This is a genomic window from Chryseobacterium sp. GVT01B (assembly GCF_019970045.1).
GTDB lineage: Bacteria > Bacteroidota > Bacteroidia > Flavobacteriales > Weeksellaceae > Chryseobacterium.
Map to the genome: position 1 here is coordinate 211,871 of NZ_JAHXYI010000003.1, position 15,952 is coordinate 227,822.

Annotated in this window: 17 protein-coding genes; 13 read left to right on the forward strand and 4 right to left on the reverse strand. The window is 36.0% G+C overall.

Going from position 1 to position 15,952, the window contains the following annotated elements; all coding sequences use genetic code 11:
- Window positions 1-44: 44 nt before the first annotated feature.
- The 3 genes from LC457_RS07700 to LC457_RS07710 are packed head-to-tail and all read left to right on the forward strand — an operon-like array spanning window position 45 to window position 2,297.
- Window positions 45-569 (forward strand): GNAT family N-acetyltransferase, encoded by a 525-nt coding sequence (locus tag LC457_RS07700; RefSeq protein WP_223599311.1) that lies wholly within the window; start codon window positions 45-47, stop codon window positions 567-569.
- Between the two features lie 45 nt (window positions 570-614).
- Window positions 615-1,619, forward strand: coding sequence for an acyltransferase (locus tag LC457_RS07705; RefSeq protein ID WP_223599312.1), 1,005 nt, complete (start codon window positions 615-617; stop codon window positions 1,617-1,619).
- A 36-nt stretch (window positions 1,620-1,655) separates the two neighbouring features.
- Window positions 1,656-2,297: a uracil-DNA glycosylase gene (locus tag LC457_RS07710; protein WP_047378498.1), complete on the forward strand. Its 642-nt coding sequence runs from the start codon at window positions 1,656-1,658 to the stop codon at window positions 2,295-2,297.
- Here LC457_RS07710 and LC457_RS07715 read toward each other — a convergent pair.
- From LC457_RS07715 to LC457_RS07725, 3 genes are all read right to left on the reverse strand, one after another.
- Window positions 2,284-2,793 (reverse strand): hypothetical protein, encoded by a 510-nt coding sequence (locus tag LC457_RS07715; protein ID WP_223599313.1) that lies wholly within the window; start codon window positions 2,791-2,793, stop codon window positions 2,284-2,286. The genes LC457_RS07710 and LC457_RS07715 overlap by 14 nt on opposite strands.
- A 17-nt stretch (window positions 2,794-2,810) precedes the next feature.
- A complete protein-coding gene (locus tag LC457_RS07720; protein ID WP_213280233.1) occupies window positions 2,811-3,302 on the reverse strand; it encodes a DUF456 domain-containing protein in 492 nt (163 codons plus the stop codon).
- Window positions 3,303-3,378: 76 nt separating this feature from the next.
- Window positions 3,379-4,566, reverse strand: coding sequence for a carboxypeptidase-like regulatory domain-containing protein (locus tag LC457_RS07725; protein ID WP_223599314.1), 1,188 nt, complete (start codon window positions 4,564-4,566; stop codon window positions 3,379-3,381).
- A gap of 273 nt (window positions 4,567-4,839) precedes the next feature.
- On the opposite strand from LC457_RS07725, the gene LC457_RS07730 reads away from it, so the two are divergent.
- The 10 genes from LC457_RS07730 to LC457_RS07775 all read left to right on the forward strand — a co-directional run bounded on the left by LC457_RS07730 (window position 4,840) and on the right by LC457_RS07775 (window position 14,762).
- On the forward strand, window positions 4,840-6,108 hold the full coding sequence (locus LC457_RS07730; RefSeq protein ID WP_223599315.1) for a mechanosensitive ion channel family protein: 1,269 nt from the start codon (window positions 4,840-4,842) through the stop codon (window positions 6,106-6,108).
- A 177-nt stretch (window positions 6,109-6,285) separates the two neighbouring features.
- Window positions 6,286-7,005 (forward strand): pyridoxine 5'-phosphate synthase, encoded by a 720-nt coding sequence (locus LC457_RS07735; protein ID WP_047421153.1) that lies wholly within the window; start codon window positions 6,286-6,288, stop codon window positions 7,003-7,005.
- A 103-nt stretch (window positions 7,006-7,108) separates the two neighbouring features.
- On the forward strand, window positions 7,109-7,888 hold the full coding sequence (locus LC457_RS07740) for an alpha/beta fold hydrolase (protein ID WP_142718625.1): 780 nt from the start codon (window positions 7,109-7,111) through the stop codon (window positions 7,886-7,888).
- A gap of 114 nt (window positions 7,889-8,002) precedes the next feature.
- Window positions 8,003-8,239: a microviridin/marinostatin family tricyclic proteinase inhibitor gene (locus tag LC457_RS07745; protein WP_047421157.1), complete on the forward strand. Its 237-nt coding sequence runs from the start codon at window positions 8,003-8,005 to the stop codon at window positions 8,237-8,239.
- A gap of 52 nt (window positions 8,240-8,291) precedes the next feature.
- Window positions 8,292-8,516, forward strand: a complete 225-nt coding sequence (locus LC457_RS07750) for a microviridin/marinostatin family tricyclic proteinase inhibitor (protein ID WP_223599316.1) — start codon at window positions 8,292-8,294, stop codon at window positions 8,514-8,516.
- 71 nt (window positions 8,517-8,587) lie between these two features.
- A complete protein-coding gene (locus LC457_RS07755) occupies window positions 8,588-9,544 on the forward strand; it encodes an MvdC family ATP-grasp ribosomal peptide maturase (protein ID WP_223599317.1) in 957 nt (318 codons plus the stop codon).
- A complete protein-coding gene (locus LC457_RS07760; protein WP_223599318.1) occupies window positions 9,537-10,541 on the forward strand; it encodes an MvdD family ATP-grasp ribosomal peptide maturase in 1,005 nt (334 codons plus the stop codon). Before LC457_RS07755 ends, LC457_RS07760 begins: the two co-directional genes overlap by 8 nt.
- Window positions 10,542-10,800: 259 nt before the next feature.
- Entirely contained in the window at window positions 10,801-11,814 is a 1,014-nt protein-coding gene (locus tag LC457_RS07765; RefSeq protein WP_223599319.1) for an NAD-dependent epimerase/dehydratase family protein, read from the forward strand.
- A complete protein-coding gene (locus tag LC457_RS07770) occupies window positions 11,811-13,580 on the forward strand; it encodes a long-chain fatty acid--CoA ligase (RefSeq protein ID WP_223599320.1) in 1,770 nt (589 codons plus the stop codon). The genes LC457_RS07765 and LC457_RS07770 overlap by 4 nt, the downstream gene beginning before the upstream one ends.
- Before the next feature lie 123 nt (window positions 13,581-13,703).
- A complete protein-coding gene (locus LC457_RS07775) occupies window positions 13,704-14,762 on the forward strand; it encodes a diphosphomevalonate/mevalonate 3,5-bisphosphate decarboxylase family protein (protein ID WP_223599321.1) in 1,059 nt (352 codons plus the stop codon).
- Window positions 14,763-14,806: 44 nt separating this feature from the next.
- Here the strand turns inward: LC457_RS07775 and LC457_RS07780 are convergent, their stop codons facing one another.
- Window positions 14,807-15,889 (reverse strand): endonuclease/exonuclease/phosphatase family protein, encoded by a 1,083-nt coding sequence (locus tag LC457_RS07780; RefSeq protein ID WP_223599322.1) that lies wholly within the window; start codon window positions 15,887-15,889, stop codon window positions 14,807-14,809.
- Between the last annotated feature and the right edge of the window lie 63 nt (window positions 15,890-15,952).

A 15,952-nucleotide genomic window follows, 5' to 3' on the forward strand; every position in this document is an offset into this window, starting at 1 on the left:
AATAATTAAAGTAACAATACACCATTACTTATTCTATCTGATCAATGAAACTGGAAACCACAAGGTTGATTTTAAAAGGAATCAATGAAAATAATACAGAAGATATTTTAAAAATCCGAAGCAATCCGGAGGTCAATAAATTTGTGAAAAGGGTGTCACCCAAGACAAACTATGATGCTCTTCAATTTATTTTAACGATTAAGCAAAGGGTTCAAAACAATCAAACTGTATATTGGGGAATTTCTCTAAAAGATCAGCCGAATCTTATTGGAACGATCTGTCTTTGGAATTTTTCTGAAGACCGGAAAACCGCAGAAGTCGGTTATGAATTGCTGCCGGAATATCACAGACAGGGAATCATGTCTGAAGCATTGAAAGCAGTTTTAAATTTTGGGTTTGATGAACTGCATTTACAGGAAATTGTAGCAATAACAAATACATTCAATAAAAATTCAAAAGGACTTCTTATAAAGCATGATTTTATTCTGTTGGAGGGAAAGAAAGATGAAGGTTTTCCGGATAACATTATTTTTAGTTTAAAAAGACCGCCCGGTAATGAGGAAATATAAAATCTAAGTGGTTTTTTCTATCTTTATCACCGATTGAAATTATATATGAAAAATGAAATAAAATCTTTAACGGGACTTAGAGGGGTTGTTGCATTATGGGTAGCTTTTTTTCATTTTAGTTTTTTTAGGAATGAATTCATTCAGGATATAGTAGGGAAGGGATATGTAGCAGTTGATATCTTTTTCGTACTAAGTGCTTTTTTATTGACTGTTTCTTATGCAGGAAAATTTAAAGAACTGAATTATGAAATAATAGAGATTTTTTATAAAAAAAGAATCAATAGAATTTATCCTGTATACATTATATCAGTCATTTTTATTGTTTTGTTTTTAGAGAAAAGTATTATCACCGGATTCTTTATAAATGCCACTTTATTACAATGTTTTTTTAATCCTGATTATCTGCTGAATGTTGTTTACTGGTCACTCAGTACAGAATGGGTTTGCTATCTGATTTTCCCTTTTATGCTGTGGCTTGTTCTGTATTATAAGATAAGAAGTGAAGTTTTAATTATTGCAAGTGTCGTTTTGAGATTTGTGCTTCCCTATTTACCCGGCCACTTGTACATAGGTTCTGAACATCCTATGGAAGTAGGAGAATCACCAAGATATCTTGATCTTCCTTATGGCCTTGTTTCTTTGTTAAGAACAGTTTCGTCTTATTTTCTTGGAATTGGAGTTGCTCTTTTGCCACAATTTAAAATGAAAAAAGAAAACCTCATTATTTATATCATTCTTATATTGTTTGTATCCATGTTGTTTGTGGAAAAAGGATTGTTGTTTATTCCTTTATTGTCGGCATTTATGATAAAATATCTCTATGAAGGAAAGCAAAACTATGTAAAAACATTTTTAGAAACCAAAGCAGTGTATTTCCTGGGGAATATCTCTTATTCATTATATATTATCCATTATATGGTGAAGAAGCAGGATTTCGCTATTGTAAATAATTATCATCTTAATAATCTGTTGTTAATATCTCTTTCAATATTGCTGTCCTATTTTTCTTATATGCTGATTGAAAGAAAACTGAAGATATTTAAAGTATAATATAGACTCTTATTTTAATATTATTATTTTTGCAGTATGACGTGGACAGAAATTTTAGCACCTATAAAGAGTACAGAATACTTTACAACCCTTTGGGAGAAAGTAAAGAATGAATATGCAACGACTAAAGTTTTTCCACCGAAAAATCAGATTTTCAGAGCGCTGGAGCTGACAGCTTTTGATGATGTTGAGGTCGTTATTATTGGTCAGGATCCTTACCATAATGATTTTCAGGCAAATGGTTTGTGTTTTTCTGTTTCTGAACAGGTTACCGCACCGCCATCATTGAAGAATATTTTTATTGAGTTAAAAGATGATTTAGGAGTTGTAAGAACTTCCAAAGAACTGGATGATTGGGGAAGACAAGGCGTTTTGCTTTTGAATGCAACGCTAACGGTTCGCGCTCATTCTCCCAATTCCCATAAAGATCTGGGTTGGGAAAAATTTACCAACTTTATCATTAAAGAAATTTCAGACAAAAAAGAGAATGTAGTGTTTGTTTTGTGGGGCGCTTTTGCACAAAAAAAAGCCGAACTCATAGATCCGGCTAAGCATTTTATTCTGAAATCGGCACACCCTTCACCATTTTCCGTGTACAGAGGTTTTTTTGGAAGCAAGCCTTTCTCAAAAATTAATGAATATCTTGTTTCCAAAGGCAAGAAGCCTATTTCTTGGTAGAATCTGTTGATGGATTTACTTTTTTTATTGTAATCCCGATTTTATACTTTCCTGACAGTGCTTTTGCGCCATCCTGTGATTTTGGGGTTGGGGTAACATCTTGTAGAGTAAGAATATATCCATTGAATTCCGCCGACTGGTGGTAATTTCTTCCCGGATAATCTGCGCTGGCCAAGTTCAGAATCATTGGTCGTGTAGAAGTTCCCATTACTTCCACCTGAGCAAGAGCAACGCCGGCCCAGATACAATTGGCTCCTTCAGGACAACGGCTGTCTTCAGAAACCCCTTTGAATGTCACATTCATCTGGTATTCTCTTAAGAACTTATTTTCTCCTTCACTCAGGTATAGAATGCCATCCTGTTGATTACTTGTGCTCGTAGTTTTTGTACTTGCTGGCATTTCAGTAGCTTTTGTGTTCATCTTAGATTTCTTTTGGGCATCGCATCCGGTTAATGCAAATATTCCCAGACTGAGTATGATAACTTTATGGAACATAGTTTCTTATATTTTAATTAAATAACGTTAAACATATTAAGAAGTACTACCAAAAACATTGCCACTCCTACCACAAAACTGAATCCGGTTCCATAAATAAATCCAATCAGTGCTCCTTTGGTAGATTGTAAGGCTTTATTCATATCCTTACTGTCATGAAGTAATTCCCCAATAAATACACCCGCAAACATCCCGATAAGGAAGCCTAAGGGAATCGGAATAAATATACCAACAATGGTTCCTATTACAGACCCGATGCTTCCCCAACGCGTACCTCCGTATTTTCTGTTGGTTTTTGCAGGAATGACATAACTTAATACCACAGATGCTATAGTAAGAATCCCGAAAGCCCAGATATAGATCATAGGAAGATCCGCATCCGTCCCGAATTTGTAGATCAGAAGCCCGCAGATGCTTAATAAAAGTCCTGGCAAAACAGGGAGAAATGTTCCCAATATTCCTATAAACAGGAGAATAAGGCAGAAAATATTAATAATTGTTGTATCCATTCTTTAAAATATAGATGCAATATAAAAAAAGTGGCCTTATAAAAGACCACCTTGAGAACTGAGTTATAAAATTTTATTACAAATTTAAGATTACGTATTCCAGAATCGGTCCTGTTTTACCGATATTTCCACTTGCGTGGTTATGGAATGTAGTATAGTAGATATTTCCGCTGCTGGAATTTCCGGAGCAAGGTCCCATGGTATCTCCATGTGCCTGATGTGCATTCCATGCATTCTGATTAATAGTAATGGTGATATTATTTCCGCTTGCTGTATGGTGGCAGATCGTGATGTGATTGTTGTTTAAAGAAGTTCCTACAGGAGTTTGCGGAGCAGAAGGGTTCGTATAATGTCCTGTTCTTATCATCAGTGGCTCGTTGCCTTTCTGTACAAGAACATCCCAGAATGTGGGATCATAGTTTTGAATTTTCTCCCATGAACCCATATCATAGTCAATGTCTAATGTATTAAATCCTAATGCGGTTGCCAATGCAGGATTTGAAACACTGCAGCCGGTATAGGCACCTGAAGCTCCAATGTCTTTCAGGCAAAGAAGATTATCATTGATAAAACCTCCGGGAGCATTACAGCTTGCAGTATTTGTATTCCCCCCTACCAGATAAGCCGAAGCCCAGTCTGAGCTGTAAAGACTTCCGCCATTGCTTACAAAAGTAGAAAGGTTGGAATATACATTATTGTCATTGCTTGGCGATGAGGTTCCTGTTTGGGCATAAGTACGGGATCCGCAGTTCAGGAAAATAATATCATACTGGGAAATAGTATTGATATTTTTTAAGTCCTGATAAGTAATTTCAGTAGCGGCATATCCAAGAGAGCTTATGATCGCTTCAATTTCATCATAACTTCCTTTTATATAAGCCATTTTTGCGATTTGATCCAACTTTGAATCCGTTGCGGCTACAGTAACCGTTTCATTCTTTTTAATCGTAACCGGAACCTCGGATCTGAAATTTTTACCGTCACCGGTCTGAATGTGAAGTGTTGTACTGCCTTCAGGAGCTGTTAAACTGAAGCTGCCATCAGCACCGGAATACGTATGGTAGATATTGCTCTGGCCGTCGGTAGTGAATACAAGTGCTCCTCCAATTGGTTTGGTGCCATTTTTTGCAAATACTCTGCCTTCCACTTTTCCTGTGGAAACTACTTTAGTAGGATTTTCTTCAGGAGTAACAGAGTCGTCTCCTTTACAATTAACTAGAAGCACAAGGCTGCATAGCATAATCAACAAGTAATTTTGTTTCATATTTATTTGATTTTGATGGGGTTAGTTTTAATCAAATTTAATAATTTTTTAATATTAAAACGTTAAAATTGTAATTATTTTTAATATTATTTATCTTATTTGAGTTTTTATGGTTAATTTTTCATTTATAGTTAAGGGTTTTAGAAGATTTGATATTTTATAACTTTATTCAAAAAAAGATTTTTACTAAATATTTTCCGAGGAATACTCTTTGGGATGAAAATTGATTGGGAATAGTAAAATCATGATTCTTAATTTCATAAATTTGCTGTAATGAATGACCAGTTACAAGAAACTAAAAACTTTATACAGGAGCTGAGCGAACAGCTTTACATTTATATTACCCAGATTTCACCTTCCGGGCTGGACTGGGTTTTCCATATTATTGTAAAATTAAGCTTACTTCTCGTTCTGTTTTTTATCACTGATTTTGTTTTTAAATTCATCATTAATTCTGTCTTCAGGTTATTTCATAATGAACAGAAATTTCCCATCTTAAAGTCTGTTTATCAGGCCAAAATCACCAACTCTGTAGCCCATTTTGCAGCTCTGATTGCTGTTGCAGGCATACAGGGCTCTATATTTCCGGAAAACGCGTTACCCAAAACAACCATTTTTATTATACGGTGTCTCAATCTGGGATTGGTATTGATGTTGGCGGGGATGTTATACAGATCACTGACTGCTTTTAGAAATTATTTCAGCATCAAGCAGGACTTCTACAAGATTATGGCGCTTAATGCCATTTCAGAAACGGTAAAGATTTTAGGACTTTTTATATTTACCGTAGTAGGACTCTGTGTCATTTTTGGGATCAAAGGAACCACTATTGTAGGAAGTCTTGGAGCAATTACAGCGGTGCTGGTATTGGTTTTCCGAGATACGATTTTGGGATTTGTAACAGGACTTCACGTTGCGACTTCTAAAAACCTGAAGGTAGGAGACTGGGTAAGCATTCCCAAGTATACTATTGAAGGAAATATTACGGAAATCAATCTTTTAACTACCAAGATCACCAACTTTGATAAAACAGTTTCCACTATTCCTACTTATGACTTGATGACCACAGAAATCAAGAATATGCAGGTGATGTCTGAATCCAATACAAGGAGAATAAAAAAATCAATCTACTTTAACATCAATTCTTTTAAATTTCTGACAGACGAAGATGTAGAGCGTTTAAAGGAGATCAACCTTATTTCAGATTACCTTGAAGAAAGAGCCTCTGAGATTAAAAAAGAAAAAGAAAGCCTTGAACATAATGATAAGGTCGTAAATGGAAGGCAGCTTACCAATATCGGTGTTTTCAGATATTATGCTCAAAAATATATTGAAAATGATCCGGACGTAGATAAAAACGGAACCCGTATGGTACGTCAACTGGACATTACTCCACAAGGATTGCCTCTTGAAGTGTATTGTTTTGCCAATGATTCCAAATGGGAACGTTTTGAGCAGATCCAGGCCGATATTTTTGACCATTTATTGGTGGCATCCAAAGAATTTGAGCTTCAGGTGATGCAGGTAAGCATTAAAGTGTAGAAAAGCTGAAAGGCGGAAAAGGGAAGCTGGAAGTTTCAACACCTTTTAAACAAATTTTAAATTAAACTTTTAAATGATAATGAATGTAGAAGACCAAAAGAAGTACAAAGTTTGGATTTACTTCCAGCCCCATGCTTCCAGCTTCTAACATCTTATATCTAACATCTAAAATAAAAAATGACAAAACTAAGCGTAAACATTAATAAAATTGCGACGATAAGAAATGCAAGAGGAGGTGAAACCCCAAGTGTTACAGAAGCTGCTGTAAAAATTCAGGAATTCGGAGGGCAGGGAATTACCATCCACCCAAGACCTGATGAAAGGCATATCACAAGAAAAGATGTCTATGATCTGAAGCCGTTGGTTACGACTGAGTTTAATATTGAAGGAAATCCACATCAGAGTTTTATCGATATGGTATTGGAGGTGAAGCCTGAGCAGGTAACTTTAGTGCCGGATGCTGATGATGCAATTACATCCAATGCAGGCTGGGACACCAAAAAGCATCTTGATTTCCTTACAGAGATTATTGCAGAATTCAAAAAGGCGGGAATCCGTACTTCTGTTTTTCTTGATCCTTTGCCGGAATTGGTAGAATATGCTGCTAAAACAGGGGCGGACAGAATAGAACTGTATACGGAAGCTTACGCAAAAAATTATCTGATCAATAAAGAACAGGCTATAAAACCTTATTATGACACCGCAGTTGAGGCTACCAATTTCGGTTTGGGAATCAATGCAGGTCATGATCTAAGCTTAGAAAACCTTAAATATTTTGCAGACACCATTCCCAACCTGCTGGAAGTATCTATTGGGCATGCTTTGATTTCTGAAGCACTTTATATGGGATTGGAAAATACAGTTCAGGCTTATCTGAAGAGACTGGCAAAATGGTAATGAATAAGAAACTAGAAGTTAGAAATTAGAAGTGAGTGAAACTTTATTTTCTATCTCTTATGTTATCTAACTTCTAAGTTCTCATATCTAACATCTAAAAAATATGGAAATTTTAAACTCAAAAATATTCGGCGAAAATTCAACTCATACGCCGCTTCTTGTATTTCACGGATTATTTGGAATGCTTGACAACTGGGGAAGCTTCGGAAAAGACCTGGGAGAATATCTTCCTGTACATCTTATCGACCTTAGAAACCATGGCAGAAGCTTTCATTCAGAAAGTATGTCTCATGATGATCTGGCAGATGATATTGCCCGTTATATGGATCATTATGGAATTCAGAAAGCTCATGTTTTAGGACATTCTTTAGGAGGTAAAGCAGTGATGCAGTTTGCTATAAAATACCCTGAACGTGTTGAAAAACTGATTGTTGTGGATATTTCACCTAAAGCATATCCGCCACATCACCAGGGAATTATCAAGGCACTGGAAACCGTTGATTTTAATACGGTGACTTCAAGAAATGAAGTGGAAGCAGTTCTGAATCAATATATTCCGGAAAGATCTACCGTACAGTTTTTAACGAAAAACCTGTATTGGGATGATAACAAAAAACTTGGTTGGAGATTTAACCTTAAAACCCTGTCTGAGAAATATACAGAATTTGTATCCAATGCTATTAAATTCGGAGTTTTTGAAGGTGAGACATTGTTTATTGCAGGAGCAAAGTCCAATTATATTCTGCCTCAGGATGAATTTGGGATCAGACAGCAGTTTCCTAAAGCTAAAGTTGTTACGGTAAAAAATGCAGGACACTGGGTTCAGGCAGAAAATCCGGTTGATTTTGCAAATGTTGTGAAGGAATTTCTTGGATTAAATTAATATTATACTTTGATTTTCAATATTATGTTAAAATTTTATTAAAATGTAATATTATTTCTCCATGATTTGAATTTTTTGTACTTTGGATTTCCAAAACGATAAAAATATTAACTTATGGAAAACAAAAATTCAAAAAAGAAGCCATTTTTCGCGACATTCTTAGAAAAACAGGTTAAAGACCCTGAAACAGTAAAAGGAGGAGGTATTACTTCTGTACTGGCAGACCAGATTACTACATCCCTTCAGGACCAGATTACTACTCCTCTTAAGGATAATGTTACTAAGCCTGATAATGATAATGTAACGATGAAATATCCTTCTGACGGAGATGAGGATGTTTTAGATGTGTAAGAATATACATACAGCTTAAGCTTAATTATATATCAAACCAAAACTAAACATTATGAAAAACCAAAACTCAAAGAAGAAGCCATTTTTCGCATCATTCTTAGAAAAACAGGTTAAAGATCCTGAAACAGTAAAAGGAGGAACTGATATGTCAATTCCTGAAAGAGATGTAATTACAAAACCGGCAATTGACGTTGTAACCTCTCCGAAAGATGATATGATGCACACGCTGAAATATCCATCTGACGGTGATGATGATACAATCACTATTCCACTATAATAAGTAGAATACAATAAAAATAGTAGGGGAAACTTAAACATTAAGTTTCCCTTTTTAATAAAAACCGGCAAATGATTCTCTGCATCACCCATTCACAGGATTTTTACAATATCGATATCTTTTTCGAATACCTGACCTCCAAAAATATTCCTTATTTCAGACTGAATTCTGACCGCCTGAATCACCTTCAGAAAATCAGCATTCAAGAAAATTCATTTGAATTGACTGATGAATCCGGAAATACCATCCATTCTGATGCAATCAAAGGAGTATGGCATAGAAAAGCATGGAGAATCAGCACTCCTGAAGAATTGGATCAGGATTATGAAAAAATATTCCTGAACGAATATGGAAGCCTGCGCTACAACCTGATGACTGCCTTAGAGCATATTCCGTGGATCAATCCTTATGAAAATGAAAAAAAAGTTGATGGCAATAAGATATTTCAGCTGAAAATTGCAGAAAGAAATAACTTAACGATCCCTAAAACTATTTTTTCCAACGATGAAGAGAAAATAACGAATTTTTTCCATCAATACTGTCAGGGAAAAGCAATTGCCAAGCTTCATGGAGTAACGGCGAAAACAATGTCGGGTGAAAACATGATTTCCACTACAATTATTGAAGAGGAATCACTTGAAAACCTTTCAGACATTGCATACTGCCCGATGATTTTTCAGCCTTATATTGAAAAAGAATACGAATTGAGAATTGTCTATGTAGACGGTGATTTCTTCACAGGAAAGATCAATAACAGTGAAAATGCGGACTGGAGAGTAGCACACGAAGGCTATTTCTGGTCAGCGTATGAACTTCCGGAGCCTGTAAAAGCCAGTCTCACTTCCATGATGCATGAAATGGGACTTTATATAGGAGCTATCGATATGATCAAAGGAAGAGACGGAGCGTATTATTTCCTTGAAGTCAATCCACAAGGAGAGTGGGGAATGCTGCAAAAAGAGCTGGGATTTCCTATTGCAGAAAGAATTGCCGATAATCTTATCAAAAGAATCAATTTCCATGAATAAAATTTTAATTATAACCCATACCGCAGATAATTTTTCTATTGAAAAAGTAACAGAATATATCGAGAAAAATAACTGTGAAGTCATTCGCTTTGATGTTGACGTTTATCCTTTACAAAATAAGCTTTCCACCATTTTTCAGGATGGAGAATGGGTAAGTTTTCTTGAAACACCTGGAGCAAAACATCGTTTGGACGATATTTCAGCTATCTGGTACAGAAGAGCTTACAATATCGGAAAAGGCCTAAAAGAAGAAATGGACTCTAAGTTTTACGGTGCGGCAATGGGCGAAATCAGAAATACCCTTTTCGGTTTCTTTGAATCTGTAGATGCTTATTCTTTGGGAAAACCAAGTATTTACAGAAGACTGGACAGTAAAGAAGAACAATTGAAAATTGCAGATAAATTAGGACTGACCATTCCGGCAACCTGCCTTACCAATAATCCTGATGAAGCCAGAAAATTTATTCTGAAACATCAGAATGTAGTGGCAAAAATGCAAACAGGTTTTGCGATCTATGAAGACGGTGTGGAAAGTGTAGTCTTTACAAATGTTGTCAGTGAAAATAAGCTGGAAGAGCTGGATTTATTATTGTACTGCCCGATGCAGTTTCAACAAATGATTCAGAAGAAAAAAGAACTTCGTATTACCATTGTGGGAAGAGATGTTTATGCATTTGAAATAGATTCCCAGCAATCCGAAGATGCCAAAATAGACTGGAGAAAAGACGGGATTAACCTGATTGATAAATGGAGCAGAACAGAACTTCCGGCAGACGTAGAAGCAAAATTGCTTGAACTTCTTGATATTTACAATGTAGATTACGGTGCAATAGACATGATAGTTTCCCCTGAAGACGAATACTACTTCATAGAGATCAATGCCGCCGGAGAATTCTTCTGGCTGGATAATCTTACAGAAGGAAACCTAATTTCAAGGAGTATTGCAGACGTCCTTTGCGATAAAGCTCCAAGAAGAAATAATGAGGTAATGGCTTAAGAACAAAGCATTTTTAATCATAAAAGTCCTGAAAGTTGTACATTCTTTCAGGACTTTTAAATATAATGATCTATTGCAGTTGGAATTTTTCCGGTTTGTTGATTTCCGAGTGATAATATTGGTTAAATAAAGTTGAATTATGCTTTAAAAATCGCAAATTTGCAGAAGCAGTTTTTCTAAGGAATTTTTGCCGGATCCGGAAGAATTGCCGGATAGAAAATATTGTTATATTTTAGTCAGCAATCAAGTAAAATAATTAATGATTTTTGTAACGGGTGCTACCGGAATTCTGGGAAGAATAATTGTACTGGAACTTCTTAAAAGAGGTAAAAATGTACGTGCTTCCAAAAGACCGGGCAGCAATTTAAACGAAGTAAAGCATTCATACAGCTTTTATACGGAGAATCCTGACGATTTTTTTAACAAAATCGAATGGGTAAACGTAGATTTTGATGATCTCGATTCTTTGAAAACTGCACTGCAAGGTGTAGATGAGGTGTATCATTGTGCTGCAAAAGTAAGTTTCCATCCCAAAGATGAAAAAGAAATGTACCGTACAAATATTAAAGGTACAGAAAACCTCCTGTTTGCCTGCGAAGGATCAGACATTAAAAAATTTCTCCATGTAAGTTCTGTTGCCGTTCTTGATAATTTCAATGAAAAAGGAGAACTGGATGAAGATTCTGACTTTAATCCTAAACTGGAACACTCTGCGTATGCTATTTCAAAACATTTATCTGAAATGGAAGTATGGAGAGCTTCAGCAGAAGGCCTGAATGCAGTGATTATCAATCCGGGAATGATCGTAGGAAGCGGAAACTGGAGTCAAAGCAGCGGCGAACTTTTCTCTACTTTTGAGGACAATAGTTTTACCTTTTCCGGCGGTTCTGCTTACGTTGATGTAAGAGATGTGGCCAATACAGCAATCGGGCTGATGGAAAATAATCTTTTCGGAGAACGTTTTATCATTGTTGCTGAAAATAACAGATATGCTGACCTTGCAAAACAGGTAAGAACCCGTCTGGGACTTAAAGATGCCAGAATTCTTTCACAATCTGTATTAAATATCGGAAGAGTAGCCAACACCCTTTTCGGATGGCTGATTCCCAAACTGAAAATGGTTACCAAATCAAATATTGAAGCCATTTCTTCATTCAACACCATTTCCAATCACAAAGTCAAAGAAAAACTGAACTATCAGTTTATTCCTGTAAAAGAAAGTATCGACTTTCACCTGAATAATTATATTAACGACAAAAAGCTGAAGAAATGAATCTTGCAGAGGCAATTATCCTTAAAAATGTAGAAAAACATCCTATAAAAGCGGCTATTGGATTTAAAAAGAAAGATGCAGCCTGGAAAGAGCTGAGCTGGAAAAAATTCAGTGAGGTTATTTTTAAAACAGCCAATGCCCTAAAGGAAGCTGGAGTTCAGGAGAATGACAGAGTCGCTATTTATTCAGATAACTCGTCCGAATGGATGATCGTTGACCTGGCTTCAATGGCCATCGGTGCTGTTACGGTACCTATTTATTCAACCAATAATGCTGAGCAGGCAGAACATATCATTAACGATTCCGGAGCTAAAGCTGTTTTAGTGGGAAATCAGATGCAGTATGATGCCTGTCTTGAGTTTTTACATAAAGAAGAAAACAATCTTGAAACCATTATTGTTTCTAAAAAAGCAGTGTGGATCAAGAAAGAATTCAATAGTTTTTATCTTGAAGATTTTATTGCTAAAGCTTCACCGGAACTGGAGATTTGTAAGAAGGAAAACGATGATACAGCCACATTAATCTATACTTCAGGAACTACCGGAATTCCAAAAGGAGTAATGTTAACTCACGGGAACTTTATCAAAGCATTTGATTCTCATTTTGAATTTTTTAAGTTTAAAAACTTTGAAGAAGAGCTTTCACTGGCATTTTTACCATTGAGCCACGTTTTTGAAAGAAGCTGGAGTTTACTTTGCCTGTATGGCGGTGCCCGCGTTTATTTCCTGGAAGATCCTAAAAATGTAGCCAAAGCACTGGAAGAAGTAAAACCTACTGCTATGTGCGCCGTACCGAGATTTTTCCAGAAAGTATATGCAGGAGTTCTTGAAAAAGCAGAGGAAGGTTCATCACTGAAGAAGAAAATATTTGACTGGGCACTTAAAACCGGATGGGAAACTGCAGAATTAAGAAGAAATGAAAAACCAATTCCTTTTGGATTAAAATTCAAAGAAGCTGTTGCAGATAGATTGGTTTTCAGTAAGATAAAAGAAAAAATGGGCGGCAGACTGTGGTTCTTACCTTGTGGTGGAGCATCATTGTCACCAGAAGTTACCCGTTTCTTTGAATCAGTGGGAATCCATGTAACTGTAGGATACGGATTAACGGAAACTACCGCAACATTGACTCTTTTCCCTTTAACTCATTTTGAACATGGTACCAGTGGAAAACCATTGCCGGGAGTAGAAATGCGTATCGGTGAAAACGATGAAATTCAGGCGAGAGGAAACGGAATCATGAAAGGCTATTACAATAAACCTGAAGAAACGCAGAAAGTGTTCACAGAAGACGGTTGGTTTAAAACCGGTGATGCAGGAAAGTTTGATGATAAAGGAAACCTGATTATCACAGACAGAATCAAAGATCTGATGAAGACTTCCAATGGAAAATATATCGCTCCACAGCAGATAGAAAACCTTTTGACCAACAATAATTTTATCCAGCAGATTATGCTGATTGCAGAAGGAAGACAGTTTGTTTCAGCATTGATTGTTCCTAATTTTGAATTTTTACAGGATTACATTAAGAAAAATAATATTCCTTTTACCAACTGGGAAGATGCTGTAAAAAATGAAAAGGTAATCAACCTTTATAAAGAAAAAATTAAAGAATTGCAGGATCACCTGGCGGACTATGAAAAAGTGAAGAAATTCACTTTGATGCCGGCAGAATTTGATATCAATACAGGAGAAATTACTCCGACTTTAAAGGTCAAAAGAAATGTGGTGATCAAAAAATATGCGGATATTATAGAGAAGATGTATTAAAAATTTTGACCTCCTTTTCACGTCAAATACAATGAAGGTGTGAAAATTCCTCTCTTTTGGAGGGGGGCAAAAATTCAAAGAATTTTTGACGGGGTGGTTTAAAATAATGACTTAAATTAAACTATGACAACACAAGATTTTATAGGAAAAGAAAATTTCAATATTCATACTCAAACGGTTTCAGAAAGCTGTCCGTCTAATATTGCCCTGATTAAATATTGGGGGAAATATGCTGATCAGATTCCTGCCAATCCAAGTATCAGTTACACTTTAAACCATTGTAAAACCAATACTTCAATGGAATTTATTGCAAACGAAGCTTTTTCAGTAAAGACCTTTCTGGTTGGTAATGAAGAAGTGAAATTTGCTGAAAAAATTGAGAAATATTTCAAAAATATAGAACAGTATCTTCCCTGGATTTTAAAAGGGAAATATATCATCAGAACAGAGAATACATTTCCGCACAGCTCAGGGATTGCAAGTTCAGCTTCAGGATTTGGAGCTATTGCAAAATGTCTGATGGCATTGGATGCTTCATTTACAGGAAAAACTTCTGAAGAAGAATCTTTAAGAAAAGCTTCATTTTTAGCAAGATTAGGAAGTGGAAGCGCTTGCCGAAGTCTATACAACGGACTTGTGGTGTGGGGAAAAACTGATGAGGTAGAAGGGAGCTCAGATTTATTTGGAGTACAGTTTCCGAATGCTGAAGTTCATGAGGTATTCAGAAATTTTAACGATTGGGTTTTATTGATCCATGAAGGACAGAAAAGTGTTTCTTCAACGGTAGGACACGGTCTAATGAATACGAATCCTTATGCAGAAAGAAGATTTCAGGAAGCAAGAGAGAACTTTGTTCCCATGAAAGAAATCCTGAAAAACGGTGACATGGAAAGCTTTATCAAATTAGTAGAGCATGAAGCACTTACACTGCATGCGATGATGATGATGAGTGATCCTGCTTTTATCCTGATGAAAACAGGTACTTTGGAAGTCATCAACAAAATCTGGGATTTCAGAAGAGAAACAGGATTGCCTTTATTCTTTACGCTGGATGCAGGAGCTAATGTTCACCTTCTATTCCCTAATAATGGTTCTGAAGAACAGATTAAAACCTTCATCGAAGCTGAATTATTACAGCACACCCAGAAAAACGGGGTAGTGAAGGATATAATGAAATTCTAAAATTAAAAATATTCAATAGGAGTGGGCTTTAGCCCACTTTTTTATTAATCTTCAGTAACCACAGTTTCCCGTTCGCCATCTTCTTTCTTTCCTTCCTCTATCATGATTTCGGCTTCTGCTTTCTCTTCGGAAGTCGCTGTTTCAATCAATTCTTCCTGTTCATTGTTGTGATGATCTATGAAAAACTCGCAGTATACCGGAAGGTGGTCTGAACCAAAATTTTCCAATGTCTTCAGCTGCTTAATAAAAATATCTTCACTGTGAAACATCAGATCAATAGGAAACCTTAAAAGACGGTATTTCGCATGGAAGGTAGAAACAAAAGAATGTCCGATCCTGGGATCTATCAGATGACTTGTTTTTCTGAAAAGGACAGATGATCTTGACCATGCAACATTATTGAAGTCTCCCACTACAATAACAGGTTTTTTAATATCCTTTACACGTTTGGCAGTACTTAAAAGATCACCGTCTCTTTCCTTCGATGTTTCCTCTTCCGTAGGACTTGGTGGCGGTGGATGAACCCCGAAGAAAACAAAAGAAAAACCATCAGCAGTTTTCATATGTACCTCAATACTCGGAATATCATCAGCTACAAAATAATGAGTCTTTGCTTCTTTGATTTCAACTCTGGAATAGAAATGCATTCCGTAGGTGTTTTCAAGAGTCACTTTATGCTGGAAGCCATATTCTTTTTCTAAAGGTATCATTGCTTTTTCCCAATCCCCATTGCTTTCCATAGTCATGAAAAAATCAGGGTTATGCTTTTTAACAAGCCTGATGAATTTCTCATATTCTTTATTGAACTGATAAACATTGGCAGAAATAAAATGCAGTTTATCGGAAGATTTGTGGCGTTGTCTGTGTTTTTTTACAGGATAAAAACGGGTGTATTTGATAAGGGTGTGGCTGTGATGAACAAACAAAACCAGCAGAAGTACCTGATAATACCATAAATATTCTTTAGAATCAGTAAAAAAACCTAATAGAAAAGTGAAAAATATAAGGTAAGTAACCTGTATTTTAGCAAATTCCGGAACCCTGAATACCCAGTGAGAATGCTGAATTTTTGGCAGTATTGTCATGACCAGAAGAAGTATGGCCAAAGTCAGATAGATAATCCACATATAAAAAGCTCTGAAATAATTTTGACCACAATTTAAGGAAAATGAATTTTAAAATTTGTTAAT